Genomic DNA, 16,566 nt, shown 5'->3' with positions numbered 1-16,566 from the left:
TGGTTTGAAGATCATTCGATGCGTGGTTATATTATTTATAAAACGATCTTAAACAAAAAAGCCGACCATTGGTCGGCTTTTTTAGCGTAGCACTATGACTATTAGTTTTCAGCAATTACACGGTAGCGTAAAGTAAGCGCGGTTGAGCCTGACACGTAAATGGTATAGATTTTACCGGCTTGTACTTTAGTATCCAAATCAAGTACGGCATTGGCCTGACCGGCAGCGTACAAGTACATTTTGGTATTCGCGTCAACTTCTTTATAAGTTGTTACAGCTTTGTAAGCTACATCAGTAAAAAGTTTACTGGTAGCGCTTACACCTAAATCAACATTGCTTTGTACAGCTGATGCCAGGTGGATAAAACGAACTTTTGCTTTACCTGCTGTTGGCGCTTTGCGGTCGTCTTCAGCTACCACGTAAGTTTTAGCATCGGCGTTGCCGGCATAGTACAAGCTGTAATATTTGTCGTCGTCCAGATCAACGTTGAATGATACGTTGGCAGATGATGAACCTACGTTGCGGAATTGGACGGTTTTGTTATCGCCTGATGCAGTTTGGATATAGTTTGAAGTTTCGCCATAGGCTACAGCCGATGTGTTCAGTTTGGTACCACCAACATAAACCTCTTGCGAAAGCGAACCCTCAACCGCATTGGTTATACGTACAGATGCGCTGTCGGTGTCCACATTCTCGTCGTCATTTTTATCGCATGAGGTGAATGACACAGCTGCAAGTATTACACACGACAGTGAAAGGATTTTAGCGTTTCGTAGTTGATTAAACATTTTCATAGTTGTAAAGATGATTTGTATATAACATTAATTTAACATCATTACTATGGCAATCTATATTCCAATAAGATAATATGCTTGTTTTAGAGGTTATTATATATTTTTTAATAAATATCGCCTGTACGCTTAACTGAACAACCTGTAGGTGTAACTGAACTTTTTCATCAAATTTTCATATAAAAAAAGCGCCTCTTTTTTAAGAGGCGCTTTTTATGATTTATACTATTAAATATTATTCTGCATGATCGTGCACGCGTTCTTCGCGGAACAATTTGGCGCTGAAGTAATCATTATTCATGCGGCCGATGTTGGTCAGGCTGATCTCCTTAGGGCACTCGGCTTCGCAGGCACCGGTATTGGTACAGTTACCAAAACCTTCTTCGTCCATTTGCGCCACCATTGATTGTACGCGGCTCCAGCGCTCTGGCTGGCCTTGCGGCAACATGCCCAGCTGCGAAATTTTGGCTGATACAAACAACATAGCCGAAGCATTTTTACAGGCCGCAACGCAGGCGCCGCAACCGATACAGGTTGCTGAATTAAACGCTTCATCCGCAATTACTTTAGGGATAGGTATCTCGTTGGCATCAGGCACACCACCTGTGTTGATAGATACATAACCACCGGCTTGCTGTATACGGTCAAACGCTGAACGGTCAACCGCTAAATCCTTAACCACCGGGAATGCGGCTGCACGCCAAGGCTCAATCGTAATGGTTTCACCATCTTTAAACGAGCGCATGTGAAGCTGGCAGGTAGTAATAGCACGCTTAGGGCCATGCGGACGGCCGTTGATATACAGCGAGCACATACCGCAAATGCCCTCGCGGCAATCATGGTCAAAGTATATAGGCTCTTCGCCTTTTTTGGTAAGGCTTTCGTTCACCACGTCAAGCATTTCAAGGAATGACATGTCTGGCGAAATACCTTCAGCCTTGTAGGTCACAAACTTACCTGAGGTTTGTGCATTTTTTTGGCGCCAAACTTTAAGCGTCAGGTTCATATTTCCGTTACTCATCTTTATTTAGATATGAGATGTGAGATATTAGATTTGAGAATTACTGTTTCAACCGTTGTTGAAAAGCATAGTTCATTTTCTGTAGCTCTTCAATTTGTTTTAACAGATCATCTTTCAAATCATCTTCAATTAAATTTAATCTATTTGAAATAACTAACTGAGTTTGCAATTCATAAGATGAGCCGTTGGCGATACCTAAAAAATTACAGAACTCTTTATTAGAGTTTCTACCGGCACCTTCGGCAATGTTTGATGGAATTGATACTGCCGCTCTTCTTGATTGGCTTGTTAAGCCAAACCTTTCATCAGCAGGGAACGTAGCAGTGGCTTTGTATACCTCTACAGCTAAATCAATAGCTTTATTCCATATTTTCAATTCAGTCAAATTATGCATAGCAGGTGGTTTTTTGATATTAGTAAGAGGTGGTTTATCTCACATCTCAAATCTAATATCTCAAATCTTACTTATAGCTCCTCTGTGTTAACTTAACATTTTCAAAAATCAACTCTTCTTTATGCAGTTCTTCGGGCTGGTTTTCACCTTTAAACTCCCAGGCTGCTGCAAAAGCAAAGTTTTCGTCGTCGCGCAGCGCTTCACCTTCTTCGGTTTGCGATTCCAGGCGGAAGTGGCCACCGCATGATTCCCGGCGCATTAACGCGTCGTCTATCATCAATTCGCCAAGCTCAATAAAGTCAGCTACACGGCCGGCTCTTTCAAGCGCGGCGTTAATCTCTTCATTTTCGCCGGTTACAATAGCATTCTTCCAGAAATCGGCCTTAAGCGCCTGTATCAATCCTTTAGCTTTTGTTAAACCTTCTTCGGTGCGCGCCATGCCGCAATACTCCCACATAATGTGACCAAGTTCACGGTGGTATTCAACCACGGTTTTGTTGCCTTTAAGCGAAAGCAGCTTATTTATGTACGCAAGCACATCCTGTTTGGTTTGCTCAAATGCGGGGTGGCTTTTATCAACCGGTTTCGGGCCGATGGTTGCCAGGTAATCACCCAGTGTATAAGGGATAACGAAATAACCGTCAGATAAACCTTGCATCAAAGCTGAAGCACCAAGGCGGTTAGCGCCATGGTCAGAGAAATTACACTCGCCTAAAGCATATAAACCAGGTACGGTAGTACTCAGGTTATAATCAACCCAAAGGCCGCCCATGGTATAGTGTACTGCCGGGTAAATACGCATTGGTTGAGTATACGGATCTTCAGCAGTGATCTGCGCGTACATATCAAAAAGGTTACCGTATTTGGCGGCTACGGTTTCCTGGCCTAAACGTTTAATAGCGTCGGCAAAATCAAGGAATACAGCAAAACCTGAAGTGCCTACACCTTTGCCTTCATCGGCCATTTCTTTAGCGTTACGTGATGCCACGTCTCGCGGTACAAGGTTGCCAAATGCCGGGTATTTTCTTTCCAGGAAGTAATCGCGGTCATCTTCCTTAACATCGCTCGCTTTTATTTTACCTGACCGTAATTGCTCGGCAATTTCTACGGTCTTAGGTGCCCATACACGTCCGTCGTTACGCAATGATTCAGACATCAGCGTAAGCTTTGACTGGTGATCGCCGCTAACCGGGATACAGGTAGGGTGAATTTGCGTGTAGCATGGGTTAGCAAAGTACGCGCCGCGCTTGTGTGCCCTCCAGGCCGCGGTTACGTTTGAACCGATAGCGTTTGTTGAAAGGAAAAATACGTTGCTGTAACCACCGGTACATAATAATACCGCATGGCCGGCATGGGTATCAATTTCACCGGTTTTAAGGTTACGGGTAACAATGCCTTTGGCCTGGCCGTCAACAACAACCACGTCAAGCATTTCGTGGCGGGTATACATTTTAACCTTGCCATTATGTATTTGGCGGTTGAGCGCTGAATAGGCGCCTAAAAGTAATTGCTGCCCCGTTTGGCCGCGGGCGTAGAAGGTACGTGATACCTGCGCGCCACCAAATGAACGGTTATCCAGCAAACCACCGTATTCGCGGGCAAAAGGCACACCCTGTGCCACGCATTGGTCAATAATATTTACTGATACCTCGGCCAAACGGTGAACATTAGCTTCACGGGCACGGTAGTCGCCACCCTTGATAGTATCGTAAAATAAACGGTAAACACTGTCACCGTCGTTCTGGTAATTTTTAGCCGCGTTTATACCACCCTGCGCAGCAATGGAGTGTGCACGGCGGGGGCTATCCTGAAAGCAAAACGCGGTAACGTTATAGCCCAGTTCGGCCAATGTAGCCGCTGCCGATGCGCCTGCCAAACCGGTACCTACAACTATAATATTGTACTTACGCTTGTTGGCCGGATTAACCAGCTTCAGGTTAAATTTATGCTTGCTCCATTTTTCGGCCAGCGGGCCATGGGGAATCTTAGCATCTAAAATCATCTCTTACAATTATATTTTGACAAGCCTCGCGGCTCCATCTTATCAACAATAAACCTTATCCAAAGAAAAAATAGTAAACGGGCATTGCCGCAAAACCAAGCGGAATAATCACCGCGAAAAACCATGTGCCGATAAAGTAAATCAACGGTTTGTATTTGCGGTGTATCCAGCCCAGCGTATGGAACGCGCTTTGAAAGCCGTGCAGCAGGTGGAATGATAACGCGCCTAACGCAATTACATAAAAGGCCACGTACCACCATTGTTTAAAGGCGACTTCAACCGTCTGGTTCAAATCCTTAGCTACCATGGTTTCAATGCCGCCCTCGGTAAATACAGCGTATTGATAATCGCCCGGAGGTAGGTCGCGTGCCGAGATTTGTTTGCCGGTTACCAGGTCGGTTTTGTATTCCTTAAACGGAATAACGTGTGTGCTTTTACCGGCGAAATCATCCTGGTGGTATTTAAACCAGAAGTCTTTCATGTGTATCACAATGAAAAGAAATAGGATTGAACCCAGCAGCCCCATGTTTTTTGATGACCATGAAACCGGTGATTTTGGCGCCGAAGCGTAGCCGATTGGGCGGGCTTTACGGTTGTTTACCGTTAAAATAATAGCATAAATTGTATGCACCAGGATAGACAGGTATAGCAGGTACGACACTACCCTTATCGGCGGAAAATGCGTCATGAAGTTGGCATAGGCGTTAAATGCCTGGCCGTTATCATGCTTAAATAATGCAAGGTTACCGCTTAGGTGAACAATTAGGAAAGTACACAAAAACAAGCCTGTTAAAGCCATGATCAGCTTCTTGCCCAGCGACGAGTTAAAGGTTTGTTTAAATTCGCTCATTATGAAGTTTTAATTATTTCGGCAAAAGTATCTATTAAATAACAAAACCATGTAAATGGTTCTGACATAATCAGGGTTTATAAGTTATTTAGAAACAATCTAAGCACTCATTTGGTTACACTGATTTTACATACATAAAGGTATATTCGCCCCTTTACATTAATAGTTATGAAATATTTAAACCTATTACTTATTACAATGCTGATTGCCGGTTGCAACCGTGCCGACCGTATAGAGATTGATGGAACCTCGCCGGGTATTAAAAGCGGTGTTTTTGGTATTGTTGATGTGTTGAACAAGCCTGTTTATGGCGATAATATCGTGGATGGAAAATTCAGAATAAACGAGATTTTGGAGTACCCGGGTTATTACCAGATCAAGGTGACCAATATGCTTGATAATAAGTTAACCCATATACCTTATGAAGTGTACCTGGAAAATGGTAAATACAATATCGAGATAAACGGTAACGACCTGACCAAGTACCCGAAGATCAAGACAGAATCAAAAATACAGAATGAACTTACCGCTTATTATACCCTCGCTAATGAGTTGGTTGCCGATGTTGCCCAAAAGGTAAAGGAGGAGCGAGCGTTTTTAAAAAGCAGCGCCGGGAAGAGCCTTGAAGGTACGGCCTACCTCGCACGGGTTGATAAACTGAAGGAGCTACAGGATCAGCAAACGGAGGTAGAGGCTTCGGTTATTGAAAAGTTTATCGAAAAATATCCGAAAAGCGCTATAGCTGCCCACTTCATAAAAAATGCCGATTACAAAAGCGACCCGGTTAGGTATTACGCGCTATATAATAAATTGAGCGATGAAGCTAAAGATTCCGAGGAAGGCAAAGAGGTAGGCGGCAAACTATCCGGCCTGGCCAAACTGGTACCCGGCCAAACCGCGCCCGACATTTACGGGACGGATATAAAAGGAAAAGCTTTTGACCGTAACGCGTTTAAAAACAAAAAAATTATTTTGATTGATTTTTGGCGTGCCGGCAACGAGGTGAGCAGGCAAAACCATTTGCAAATGAATAGCAAATTACTCTTTCAGGTAAATAATGATCAGGCTTTCGGCATCATTAGTATTGACCTGGATGAGAACAAAGAATACTGGTTGAAGGCGATTAAAGAAGATGCCATGAAGTGGCCGCAGTTTTCAGATCTGAAAGGTAATGAATCAAAAAACGCAGAAGCCTGGGGCATAAGCCGCGTGCCAACTTACTATTTGCTTGACGGTAACTGGAAAATATTAAAGCGCGATATTCCTTACAACGATATATCATTTGAGATAACCGATTACCTGGAAAAGAAATAGCATGGTAAAATTATGGGGCTTTGATAATGTGCCGGCAGAGCGGTTGCAGCAACTTGCTGATAATTACAATATAGCCCGTAACCTGCGGGATATGTTTCCGCACCCTTATGTTATTACTGATGCCGAAGAGTTTATACAATGCGCTATTGATGGCAGCATACCTCATGTGTTCGGTATTTTTAATGAGGATGAATTTATTGGCGTTGGGGGCATAACCGTTAAAACGGATATTCACCGTAATAGCGCAGAGATTGGCTATTGGTTAGGCGAACCCTATTGGGGAAAAGGCTACGCTACCGCAGCGGTAAAGCTGTTGACGGACTATGCCTTTAACATTGGCCTGGTCCGCGTATTTGCTGGTGTCTTCGCGCATAATAAAGCATCGCAGCGGGTGCTTGAAAAGGCAGGCTATACACTTGAGGCAGTGCTGCGATCAGCCATAACCAAATACGGTGAAGTGTTTGATGAGCATTTATACGCGATCGTCAAGCGTTAAGCCCGGCATCCTGATAAAACACAAAGGCATTTACCAGTCAGTAAATGCCTTTGCTGTTAAGGGTTATATTAGATTAATGGGTTATTACTCAGACCGAAGATTTTTTATCGGGTTTACCAGCGCGGCACTTACTGCCTGCCAGCAAACGGTAACCAATGCAATAACTATAACCATTATGCCCGATACGGCGAATATATCCCAGCTGAGTTTAACGCGATATACATAATCTTCTAGCCATTTGTTCATGGCCAGCCAGCCTATCGGTATGGCGATGATCAATGAAATTAACACCAGTTTCAGGAAATTGCCGGTTAGCAAAGCGAGCAGGTTACCTACCGATGCACCCAGCACCTTGCGGATGCTTACTTCCTTACTGCGCTGCTCGGCCATAAAAGCGGCAAGGGCAAATAAACCGAGACAGGCAACCACAATGGCCAGTATAGAAAAGCCTGTAAATATATATTGCGTGCTCTGCACATCGCTGTACATGGCGGCGTAACGCTCGTCCAAAAAGTTGTAGCGCATGGCCTGATGCGGCTGAAATTTTTTCCAGGTGGCGGTTATGGCGGCAAGCGCGGCCTGCATATCGGCACTCTTTACTTTGATGGATACCATGCTGTTGCTGTTGCCCAGTATCATTACCATAGGGTCAACCTGCTGCTTTATCGATTCATAATTAAAATCATCAATAACGCCGATAATAGTTAGATGCTCACCGCCATTGGTAATCACCTTGCCCAGCGGGTCTTTATAACCCAACTGGTTAACCATCGCTTTATTAACTATCGTAGCCTGCGAATCGGTAGGCATATCTGTGCGGAAATTACGGCCGGCTACCAGTTTCATGCCCATTGTGGCCAGATAATTTTCATCAATAACCCAGTGCTGTGTACGTATAGGCGGGTCTTCCTTTTCACGGCCCTCTTTAAAAAAGGAGTTGCCATTGCGTTTGGTTCCGCTTACCGGTAAAAAGTCGCTAACGGTTACGTTTTTTACAAAAGGCAGGTTAAGTAGTTCGCTTTTAAAGGATGCGGTTTGCGGGCCTAATGCATCCGCACCTTCAATGGTTACCACCTGCTCCTTATCAAAACCGATTTTGGAGTTAAGTATATACTGCATCTGCTTGTAAATAACCGCCGTGCCGATAATCAAAACAATAGATACTGTGAACTGAAATATTACCAGTCCGCTGCGCAAACCGGAATTACGGGTACCCATGCTCAACGCACCTTTAAGCGTAGTGGCAGGTTTAAAGTAGGAGAGGTAAAAGGCCGGATAAATTCCCGCTATTAAGCCGATGATAAAAGCGCTTGTTACCAATGCCGGGAGCAGCCACCACTCCGTCCATGGCAGGGTAAGCTGTGTTCCGGCCACCTTATTAAACGCTGGTAATGTTATTGCGGTAAGCGCTATCCCTAAAATGAAGGAGAAAAAGCTGTATAGCAGCGACTCCGTTAAAAACTGCCTGATCAGGTTGGCCCTTGTTGAGCCGATAACCTTGCGTACGCCCACCTCGCGCGCACGGTTGGCAGACCGCGCGGTCGACAGGTTAAGAAAATTGATACAAGCCAGCAATAGTATAAACCCGGCTATCCCGGCAAAAAGCCATATAAAACGGACATCGCCATGTTTAATATCATTCTCATCAATATTGTATGAGTTAAGGTGGATATCGGTTACCGCTTGCAGTGAGAGTTTCGCGTTTTTCCTGATCTCTTTCACGTTGCTGCGCCCTCTTTCCTTCATAGTCGGGATGATGTATTTGTCGAGGATGCCGGCGGTCATTTTTTTATTGAAAGCGTTAACATCAATGCCTGGGCGCATTTGCACATAAATACCGTAGTTGCTCGCATACCAGCTTTCCTGTTCGCCATCCCAAAAGTTTAGTCCGGCTAACGATATAAAACCTTTAAACTGCATGTGCGCGTTTTCAGGGAAATCGCGCATTACGCCGCCAATCATCAGCGGTACCTTGGTATTGTTGTTAAATATTAGCGCTTTGCCTACCGGGTTTTGGCCCGGAAAGTATTTATCGGCCAGGCTTTTATTGATTACTACCGAGTTGGGATTACGCAACGCGGTAAGCTTATTGCCGTAAACCATTTTTATGTCCAGTATGTCAATTACAGAGGTGTCGGCAAAGCAGAATCCATCCTCATAGGTATTGTTAACCTGATCGGTACGGCGTATCTGGTTTTCGGTGCCGCCAAAAAGTTTGCTATGCAGTATGCGGCCGGCTTTTTTTACTTCCGGAAAATCGTTCACCAACGCCTTTGCCATGGGCGGCTGGAAGCTGATACCACGGAATGTGGTACCGTCAACCTTTAATTCGCCAACAATGCGGTAAACATTGTCTTTATTGGCGATGTCCTGGTCGTAGCTGGTTTCGTTGCGTATATAAAGCGATATTAATATGCAGGCGGCAATGCCTATAGCGAAGCCGCCGATATTGATAGCGGCGTACATTTTTTGCTTTTGCATATTGCGAAAAGCGATCTTCAGGTAATGTGTTATCATGATAATGGCTGATAAATGTTTTAAATTATTCAATCAGACGGTCAGCTATAAATGGAATAACCAAGAGTATGCCATGTAAATAAAATACTAATAATCAATTGTTTATGCTTGTGTAAGCGCAGCTGGGCGTTCGGTTTCGTTACACCCGGTGTTCGCTAATGTTTATCAATTGTTTAATGTTAGCTATGCTGATATCAGGTAAATGGCACTATATTTAAATATAAACCGTTAATGTATTACCGTGCTCAAAAAAACAATATTTTTTATAACCATACTATTGTGTGCTGTTTCGGCACAGGCGCAAACGGTTGATACTGCCGCTGTATTTGATAAGTATCTTGATTTAAACATGGCGATGTTTGAGGGTAATGCAGACAATGCCGAGCGCATTGCCGAGAACATTATGGCAGACACGGTTGCTTTGCCTCCAAAGGCGCGTACTAATTATTATAACATATTAGGTAAGCTTTACGAGGAACGCCATCCGGCCGAAGCTAAGGTTTATTATGAGCGGGTTTTGGCGCATATGCCTGATTTTTATGTGGCGCATTTGGCCTTAGGGTATATTTATTTAAAGGAAGCCGAAGAAGCCGAAAAGAAAAAACAATCCGACCCGACAACCGCCAATAAGTGGGCTTATATTAATTCAGCTAAAAAAGCCATCGTACATCTGGAAAAGGCGCAGGCCTGCGACCCTAACGACGACACGTTGAACGGCATAACATCGCTTTACAAAAAATTGAATGACACCGCAGGTTTGGCGAATTTAAAAACACGCTTAGCTTCGTTATCAAATAACTGTATAGACCTGCTCGAAACGCAATAATCAGAGGCGGATAGCTTTGCCCTGTTGCGGAAAGATCAGGTTCAGGCCAAATGAATTTTGTTGTTTGAGTTGCTGCATTAATTTCCTGATGTTTTTCTCTGGCGGCTTTACGTGGGTTACTATCAGGTTAAAGTTTTTGAGTTTGCCGGTACCGGTGTAGCTCTCCAGCACGCTCATTTCCTTCATCAGCCAGTTAGGGGTGAGGTGGCCGAACAGGCTTTTGTCCGGCTGTTCATTCGGGTATGATACTTCGATCATGATAGCCTTTAACTGCTCTTTATTGATCAATGGTGCAACGGCCTGCCATAGTTCGCGCAACCGTGTGCTTTTCTCAACTTCATCAGGGCCGGTATCGCCCAGGTAAAGCAGGTAAGCATCGTTGCTTTTTACAAGATAGGCGGCCCCTGTTAAATTTGAATGGCTCAGCGGGAATACCTGCACTGTAAGCCCGGTGCCATCAACGGTTACCGGCTTTTTAGGTTCCATGGGTTTATAACTGTATTTTTTTAACTGTGGCTTTTGGCCTTCATCAGTAAAGTTAGCCCAGCTTTCCCAGGTAAAGTAGTGTGTTTTAAGTGTTTCAAGACATGATGCCAATCCATAAATGTTTTTGGTGCTGTCTTCGGGCGAATTAATGATCAATCCTGAAACATGGTCCAGGTGCGCGTGCGATATGAAATACCCCTTAATGTATTGCTTCAATACCTTTTCGGCGGATACTTTAAAAGTATGTTTGCCGATGGCTTTTTCGATACCATAGTGAAGTGTACCTGCATCTAAGCAGATGTAACCGTTGCTGCCGGTAGCGCCAACCATATAAGCCGAAAGGTTACTTTCGTCAATACCGCCCTTTATGCCTAAAGGCACTATATAAAAAGCAGATTTTTTTGTTTGCGCCCCGGCAGATAACGCCAGCGATAAACATAAAACCAATAACCTTGAAAATTTAAACGGCATAACCTTAATGTTGATGCGCAAAACTACATCAAAGCTTGCAAAAATTTATTCGGTTTTCATTTCCTTTTGCGCCTGGGTGTCGTACTCATAATCGCCGCCGAGCAGGTAACCCCAAGGTTTAAGGCTTGGTACACGGTCAAAAATTATCTTGAATATGGCTATAACCGGTATAGATAAAAACATGCCTGAAAGGCCCCATATCAACTCGCCGATGATAATGCCGATAAAGGTGATTAAAGCATTGAGCCGCACTTTTGAGCCAACTATAATCGGCAGCAAAATATTGGCATCTAAAGCATGTATACCTACTACTGATATGGCTACGGTAACCGTTTGTTCAATACTGCCGGTAGCAAAGGTTACAATGGTGCTCAATAACAAGGCTGTGAAAATGCCAATGTATGGGATGATATTAAACAACCCCACCAATATGCCAAGTAATACGGCGTATTTAATGTTGAATATCCAGAACACGGCGCAGGATATGCCGGCAACAACAATCATTTCCAATATCAGGCCCACAATATACTGGCGTAATATCACTTGAATGTTCTCCACGATATCCGTTACTACGGCTGAGTTATCTTCGCTGAAAACGTGAACCACGAACCGGAAGAGCAACCGGCGATAAAACAGGATGAAAAAGGTGAATATCAATATAAATATGTAGAACAACAGCAGCGAAGATACGGCCCCGAATGTTGTACCTAACACTACCGTACCCGACTCCATTATTTTCTGTGTCGTATCGTGCACGTAGTTCATCTGCTTATCAGTATTGATATGGAACGAGGTTTCAATCCATCCCTGTATGCTGGCTATGGATTGGGTGATCTGCGTTTTTAGCATAGGCCAGTCTGACGCTAAAGATGATATTTGCGAACCAACCAGGTAACCCACCAGACCAATAAAGCCCACAAATAAAATAATGGCGGCAAATGATGACAAGCTGCGCGGAAACCTGAGCTTGCGCTCCATAAAATTGGCGACGGGCAGTAACAGTACGGCAAATAAGAAACCGAACATCAACGGGTCAAGTATTTCTTTACCCAAAATAATCAGATAGCTTAGCGCTATAATGCCTATAAGTACCAGCGCAAGGCGTTCGTAAAAAGGGGTAAGTAGTTTTTTGCTTGTCATAATCAGGGTAATGTTATGTGGCTAACAGCGGTTTATGCAATATGTTTTCCAACAATACCCTCGTGCTTGCATTATCCTTATAGCTATTTAGAATGTTAATACACAAGCGGTTTCGCGCGGATAGCGGAAGCTTAACCTATATCAAAATAATTATTGCGCGTTCAGTAATATTCGCAGATATGCCGGATAGGACGCTGAGCCGCCCGCCGTAAGGCTGTCGCCAATGCAAACCACTACACTATAGCTTCCCTTAGGTAAATTATCCTGAATAAAGCGGTTAACCTTAGCGGCAATAAATTGCCGGCCATCAACAGTAAGGTGTATGCCATCAGGCTTGCCGGGATTGTTGGCACTATTATAAAGCATACTTGATTTATCGGCGCTGGGTGTTCCCGCGTCTTTAAATGCCTGGTTAATGTTTAAATAATAACAATTGAGCTTTTTACCAAGCGAATCAATTATTGAGGTGATCGTATCGGTTCGGCCGTTCTTAAAATTATCAGGCAAGCCAATCACTTCGGTTCCTCTGGGTGGCGGGCTCATCAACAATACTTTTGCGCCTGATTTTTTTATCCTGTTTATAACAATGCTAAGGTTATCTGCAAACTTTTTGTAAGCAACCTGCCTCGAAACATCATTAGTGCCTATCATAACAATAGCCAGATCGGGGTTCGATTGTAGCGCCGTATCAATACGTATCACAACGTCGCTTGCTTTATTGCCGCCAATGCCCTGGTTAATAACCGTAATCTGATTTGTTTTACGACAAGATGTTAAAGCCAGTAACAATGCAATAAAGCACCACTTGATCATGATTGAAAATTTATGTTCTTAAATATAATAATTGTCGCCAAGTATTTCAAATACATCTACGATGACTGTAAATGCGGGCTGCGCAAATTTTTTCTTTTCCTTCGGATTTAATCGGCTGAAAATATCATATACCGGTTAAAATTTTAAACATCAAGTTGTTAATTAATAGTTATTATTATCTGAAATTAATCTCAGTTGATAAAAGGTTTTAATTGTAACCTTATTTTTACAATATGTGTATTTATCTGTAAATAAATCGGTTTACCAACAAAAAAATGTTTTACAGAGAATTTGTTGAGCATTTTCTAATTGTTGAAATATAATAAAGTTGTACTTAAAAAAATAATGCTTTAGGTTAGAGCCGATTTAAGCTATACTTTGGCATGTTCACCACAGGGCATGCGCAATATTACCTTGTAAATTTATTTTATGAAAGCCATTTTTAAACGAGCGGAAGTGCGTCCGCGTGTAAAAAATTGCACTACCAACCAGGGGCCACCTCTGAAAAAACTAACCCTTTTTCTGGTACTCTTTATCAGCAGCATTTTATCGTTACCGGCGTTTGCGCAAAAACAGGTAACCGGTACTGTTGTTGATAAACAAAAGCTGCCGTTACCCGGTGCAACAGTAAAAATTAAGGGCACCACAACCGCTGTCGCGTCTGACATGAATGGTAAATTTACCATCAGCGTGCCGGGAGACAATGCCGTTCTTACAGTCTCATCAATCGGTTTTACCTCAAAAGATGTACCTGTGGGTGCACAAAACAATTTGAGTGTAACCCTGATTGAAGAATCTCGCGGCCTGAACACCGTAGTAGTAGTAGGTTACGGCGCGCAAAAGAAGGGCGAGATTACCTCGGCTACCGGGCATGCTGACAGCTCTGACTTCAGGCAAAGCGGTTCGCGCAATGCGCTCGATCTTGTACAGGGTAAAATTGCCGGTTTGCAAATTACCCGTGCAGGCGGCTCTAACCCTAACTCAGGCGTAAATATACAGCTACGTGGAGTTACCTCTATAAACGCTCCGCAAACACCGCTTATTGTTATTGACGGTATTCCGGGCGGTAACCTGGATCTGTTGCAACAGGACGACATTGAGTCGATAGACGTATTAAAAGACGGATCAGGTGCAGCCATTTACGGCACTAACGCCAGTGCAGGTGTAATTTTGGTAACCACTAAAAAAGGCAAAGCAGGCCCCCCTCAATTTAGCTATTCAAGTTACTTGCGTAAAGAATACCTCGCGCGTATCCCTAAATTTCTGAACGCTGACGAGTTTAGGCAAAAGCTTGCTTCGGGAGAGATAAAAGGTACGGATTATGGAAACTCTAATGATTTTTTTGATCAGTTGGTAAACCATGGCAACCTTTCGCAAAATCATAACCTCGCGTTACAGGGCGGAACTGATAAAAGCAACTACCGCGCAAGCTTAAATTACAGAAACCTGGACGGCTTCGCGAAAGAAAACACCCGTACTGAGTATACCATACGTTTAAGTTTAAACCAAAAGGGTTTTAACAATCGTTTAAATACGCAGGTTAACCTTGCTACCAACTTTAACCGTGCTAATTTACTTGGCGGCGGCGGATGGGAAGATCAGCTGATGAGAAATCCAACGCTATCAAACTATAATCCTGACGGAACTTGGTACTTTGAGAACACAAGTACAAACCAATTGGCACGGTTGAGCCAGGAAACAAACAAGCGTCAGCAACAAACCACTTCAGCCGATGCTAAAGCCGAGTTTGAATTTATTAAAGGTTTAACGGGCGCCGCGTTTATTTCTTACCAGCGCAATAGCTATGTTGATGGTATTTACAGAACCCTGGCCAGCGAATTCTCATTGGAAAATGATGTTTTTAAAAACGGTGGTTATGCGCAGCGTTCAACCTTTTTGGAGCAAAACTTAGCTTTTGAGCCTACTATTAATTATACGCGGTCATTCGGCGATCATAGCCTAAAAGGTGTTGCGGGTTATAGCTATCGTTATAATCAAACCGAAAACTTCAGCGCGTTTAACTATGGTTTCCTGAATGACAACTTCGAGGAGAATAACCTTGGGGCCGGTAATCAGTTAGCGGCGGGCAAAGCAGGGATGTCGAGCAACAAAGAATCTGATAAACTTATCGCATTTTTTGGCAGGGTGAATTACTCTTATAAGGATAAATACTTATTGCAATTCATACTTCGCCGGGAAGGCTCAACCAAATTCGGCAGGCTTAACAAATGGGGAAATTTTCCTGCGGTTTCTGCAGGCTGGGCAATCAGCCAGGAAAGTTTTATGGAGAACGTAAAGTTTGTAAATTACTTAAAGCTTAGAGCTGGTTATGGCCAAACGGGTAACTCGGGTGTTAACAGGTATACCAGCGACGTTTACTTAGGTACAGGTGGCGTATACCTTTATCCTGACGGGCAGTACCGCGAAACTTACGGTCCTAACAACAACCCCAACCCTTACCTGCGTTTTGAGCGTAAAAAAGAGTTAAACATAGGTGCTGATTTTACCTTATTTAACAACAGGTTGAGCGGTAGCTTGGATTTATTTAACAGGGTGACAGATGGCTTGTTAGACACTTATACCACGCCTCAGCCACCATATGTACGTAGTTCAATCTATGCTAACATCGGTCAGATGTCTGCAAAAGGTGTGGAACTTGCTTTGAGTTTTGCGGCAGTTAAGTACAAAGATTTTAGCTGGAATATTGACGCGACAGCCAGTACTACCAGAAACAAGTTGGACAAATATTCTGATGATATTTTCGCTATTGATTACCGTTCATTTGGTGATATTGGTGGTTACGGCGCGCTTGGCCAGGCAATACGTACTTATGCGGGCGGAGCTATCGGCGAGTTCTGGGGTAAAAAGTTTGCCGGATTTACTGAAGATGGCAAATGGCTGTTTTACAATCGTAATGGCGAAAAGGTACGTAATGACCAGATCAACAACTCATTTGATAAAAACGTAACTGATTACCAGAAATTGGGTAATGGTATACCTAAATATTACGCATCGTTAACTAACACATTCAAGTACAAGGGTTTTGATATGCGGATATTTATGCGCGGAAAATTTGATTACAAAATACTGAATACTACAGCTATATCATACGGTAATAAAGTAACCGGATCAAACTTACTTTCTGACGCATTTACAAAATATGCCGAAATCAATGATACTTACATGTACTCAGATTATTACCTTGAAAATGGGTCATATTTAAAAATTGATGAGGTAACGCTTGGTTACACATTTAAACTGAAGTCAAAGCAAATACGTTCACTACGTGCCTACCTAACCGGCCAAAACCTGGTAACCTTTACCAGCTATAGCGGTAATGACCCGGATTTTGTTAGCGACGCAGGCACTGGCCCAAGTATAGATGCCCGCGGCCCATATCCAAGTACGCGTTCATTCATATTAGGTGTAAACTTTGGATTTTAAT

Annotated in this window: 13 protein-coding genes; 4 read left to right on the top strand and 9 right to left on the bottom strand. The window is 43.3% G+C overall.

Going from position 1 to position 16,566, the window contains the following annotated elements:
* Positions 1–101: 101 nt before the first annotated feature.
* The 5 genes from ABD960_RS14170 to ABD960_RS14150 form a co-directional block, all read right to left on the bottom strand.
* A complete protein-coding gene (locus ABD960_RS14170; protein WP_345331809.1) occupies positions 102–794 on the bottom strand; it encodes a DUF4397 domain-containing protein in 693 nt (230 codons plus the stop codon).
* A gap of 232 nt (positions 795–1,026) precedes the next feature.
* Positions 1,027–1,812: a succinate dehydrogenase/fumarate reductase iron-sulfur subunit gene (locus tag ABD960_RS14165; RefSeq protein ID WP_232178281.1), complete on the bottom strand. Its 786-nt coding sequence runs from the start codon at positions 1,810–1,812 to the stop codon at positions 1,027–1,029.
* Between the two features lie 40 nt (positions 1,813–1,852).
* Positions 1,853–2,206 (bottom strand): four helix bundle protein, encoded by a 354-nt coding sequence (locus ABD960_RS14160; RefSeq protein WP_345331808.1) that lies wholly within the window; start codon positions 2,204–2,206, stop codon positions 1,853–1,855.
* A 67-nt stretch (positions 2,207–2,273) separates the two neighbouring features.
* Positions 2,274–4,208: a fumarate reductase/succinate dehydrogenase flavoprotein subunit gene (locus tag ABD960_RS14155; protein ID WP_345331807.1), complete on the bottom strand. Its 1,935-nt coding sequence runs from the start codon at positions 4,206–4,208 to the stop codon at positions 2,274–2,276.
* Between the two features lie 55 nt (positions 4,209–4,263).
* Positions 4,264–5,058, bottom strand: coding sequence for a succinate dehydrogenase cytochrome b subunit (locus ABD960_RS14150; protein WP_345331806.1), 795 nt, complete (start codon positions 5,056–5,058; stop codon positions 4,264–4,266).
* Between the two features lie 168 nt (positions 5,059–5,226).
* On the opposite strand from ABD960_RS14150, the gene ABD960_RS14145 reads away from it, so the two are divergent.
* Positions 5,227–6,372 carry a TlpA family protein disulfide reductase gene (locus ABD960_RS14145; RefSeq protein ID WP_345331805.1) on the top strand — a complete coding sequence of 382 codons (1,146 nt, stop codon included), beginning with the start codon at positions 5,227–5,229 and terminating at the stop codon, positions 6,370–6,372.
* Between the two features lies 1 nt (position 6,373).
* A complete protein-coding gene (locus ABD960_RS14140) occupies positions 6,374–6,868 on the top strand; it encodes a GNAT family N-acetyltransferase (RefSeq protein WP_345331804.1) in 495 nt (164 codons plus the stop codon).
* A gap of 84 nt (positions 6,869–6,952) precedes the next feature.
* Here the strand turns inward: ABD960_RS14140 and ABD960_RS14135 are convergent, their stop codons facing one another.
* Complete coding sequence (locus ABD960_RS14135) at positions 6,953–9,385, bottom strand: ABC transporter permease (protein WP_345331803.1); 2,433 nt, start codon at positions 9,383–9,385, stop codon at positions 6,953–6,955.
* Positions 9,386–9,626: 241 nt separating this feature from the next.
* Between ABD960_RS14135 and ABD960_RS14130 the strand changes: the two genes are divergently transcribed.
* On the top strand, positions 9,627–10,211 hold the full coding sequence (locus tag ABD960_RS14130) for a tetratricopeptide repeat protein (protein ID WP_345331802.1): 585 nt from the start codon (positions 9,627–9,629) through the stop codon (positions 10,209–10,211).
* Here the strand turns inward: ABD960_RS14130 and ABD960_RS14125 are convergent, their stop codons facing one another.
* From ABD960_RS14125 to ABD960_RS14115, 3 genes are all read right to left on the bottom strand, one after another.
* Entirely contained in the window at positions 10,212–11,168 is a 957-nt protein-coding gene (locus ABD960_RS14125; RefSeq protein ID WP_345331801.1) for an MBL fold metallo-hydrolase, read from the bottom strand. It lies immediately after the preceding gene.
* 45 nt (positions 11,169–11,213) lie between these two features.
* On the bottom strand, positions 11,214–12,308 hold the full coding sequence (locus ABD960_RS14120) for an AI-2E family transporter (protein ID WP_345331800.1): 1,095 nt from the start codon (positions 12,306–12,308) through the stop codon (positions 11,214–11,216).
* A gap of 150 nt (positions 12,309–12,458) precedes the next feature.
* Positions 12,459–13,121 (bottom strand): SGNH/GDSL hydrolase family protein, encoded by a 663-nt coding sequence (locus ABD960_RS14115; protein ID WP_345331799.1) that lies wholly within the window; start codon positions 13,119–13,121, stop codon positions 12,459–12,461.
* Between the two features lie 429 nt (positions 13,122–13,550).
* Between ABD960_RS14115 and ABD960_RS14110 the strand changes: the two genes are divergently transcribed.
* A complete protein-coding gene (locus ABD960_RS14110; RefSeq protein WP_345331798.1) occupies positions 13,551–16,565 on the top strand; it encodes a SusC/RagA family TonB-linked outer membrane protein in 3,015 nt (1,004 codons plus the stop codon).
* Position 16,566 lies beyond the last annotated feature (1 nt).

The organism is Mucilaginibacter defluvii (assembly GCF_039543225.1).
In the GTDB taxonomy this organism is placed as follows: Bacteria; Bacteroidota; Bacteroidia; order Sphingobacteriales; family Sphingobacteriaceae; genus Mucilaginibacter; species Mucilaginibacter defluvii.
The sequence above is the reverse complement of the archived record's forward strand: the minus strand, read 5'-3'. Positions and strand labels throughout refer to the sequence as shown.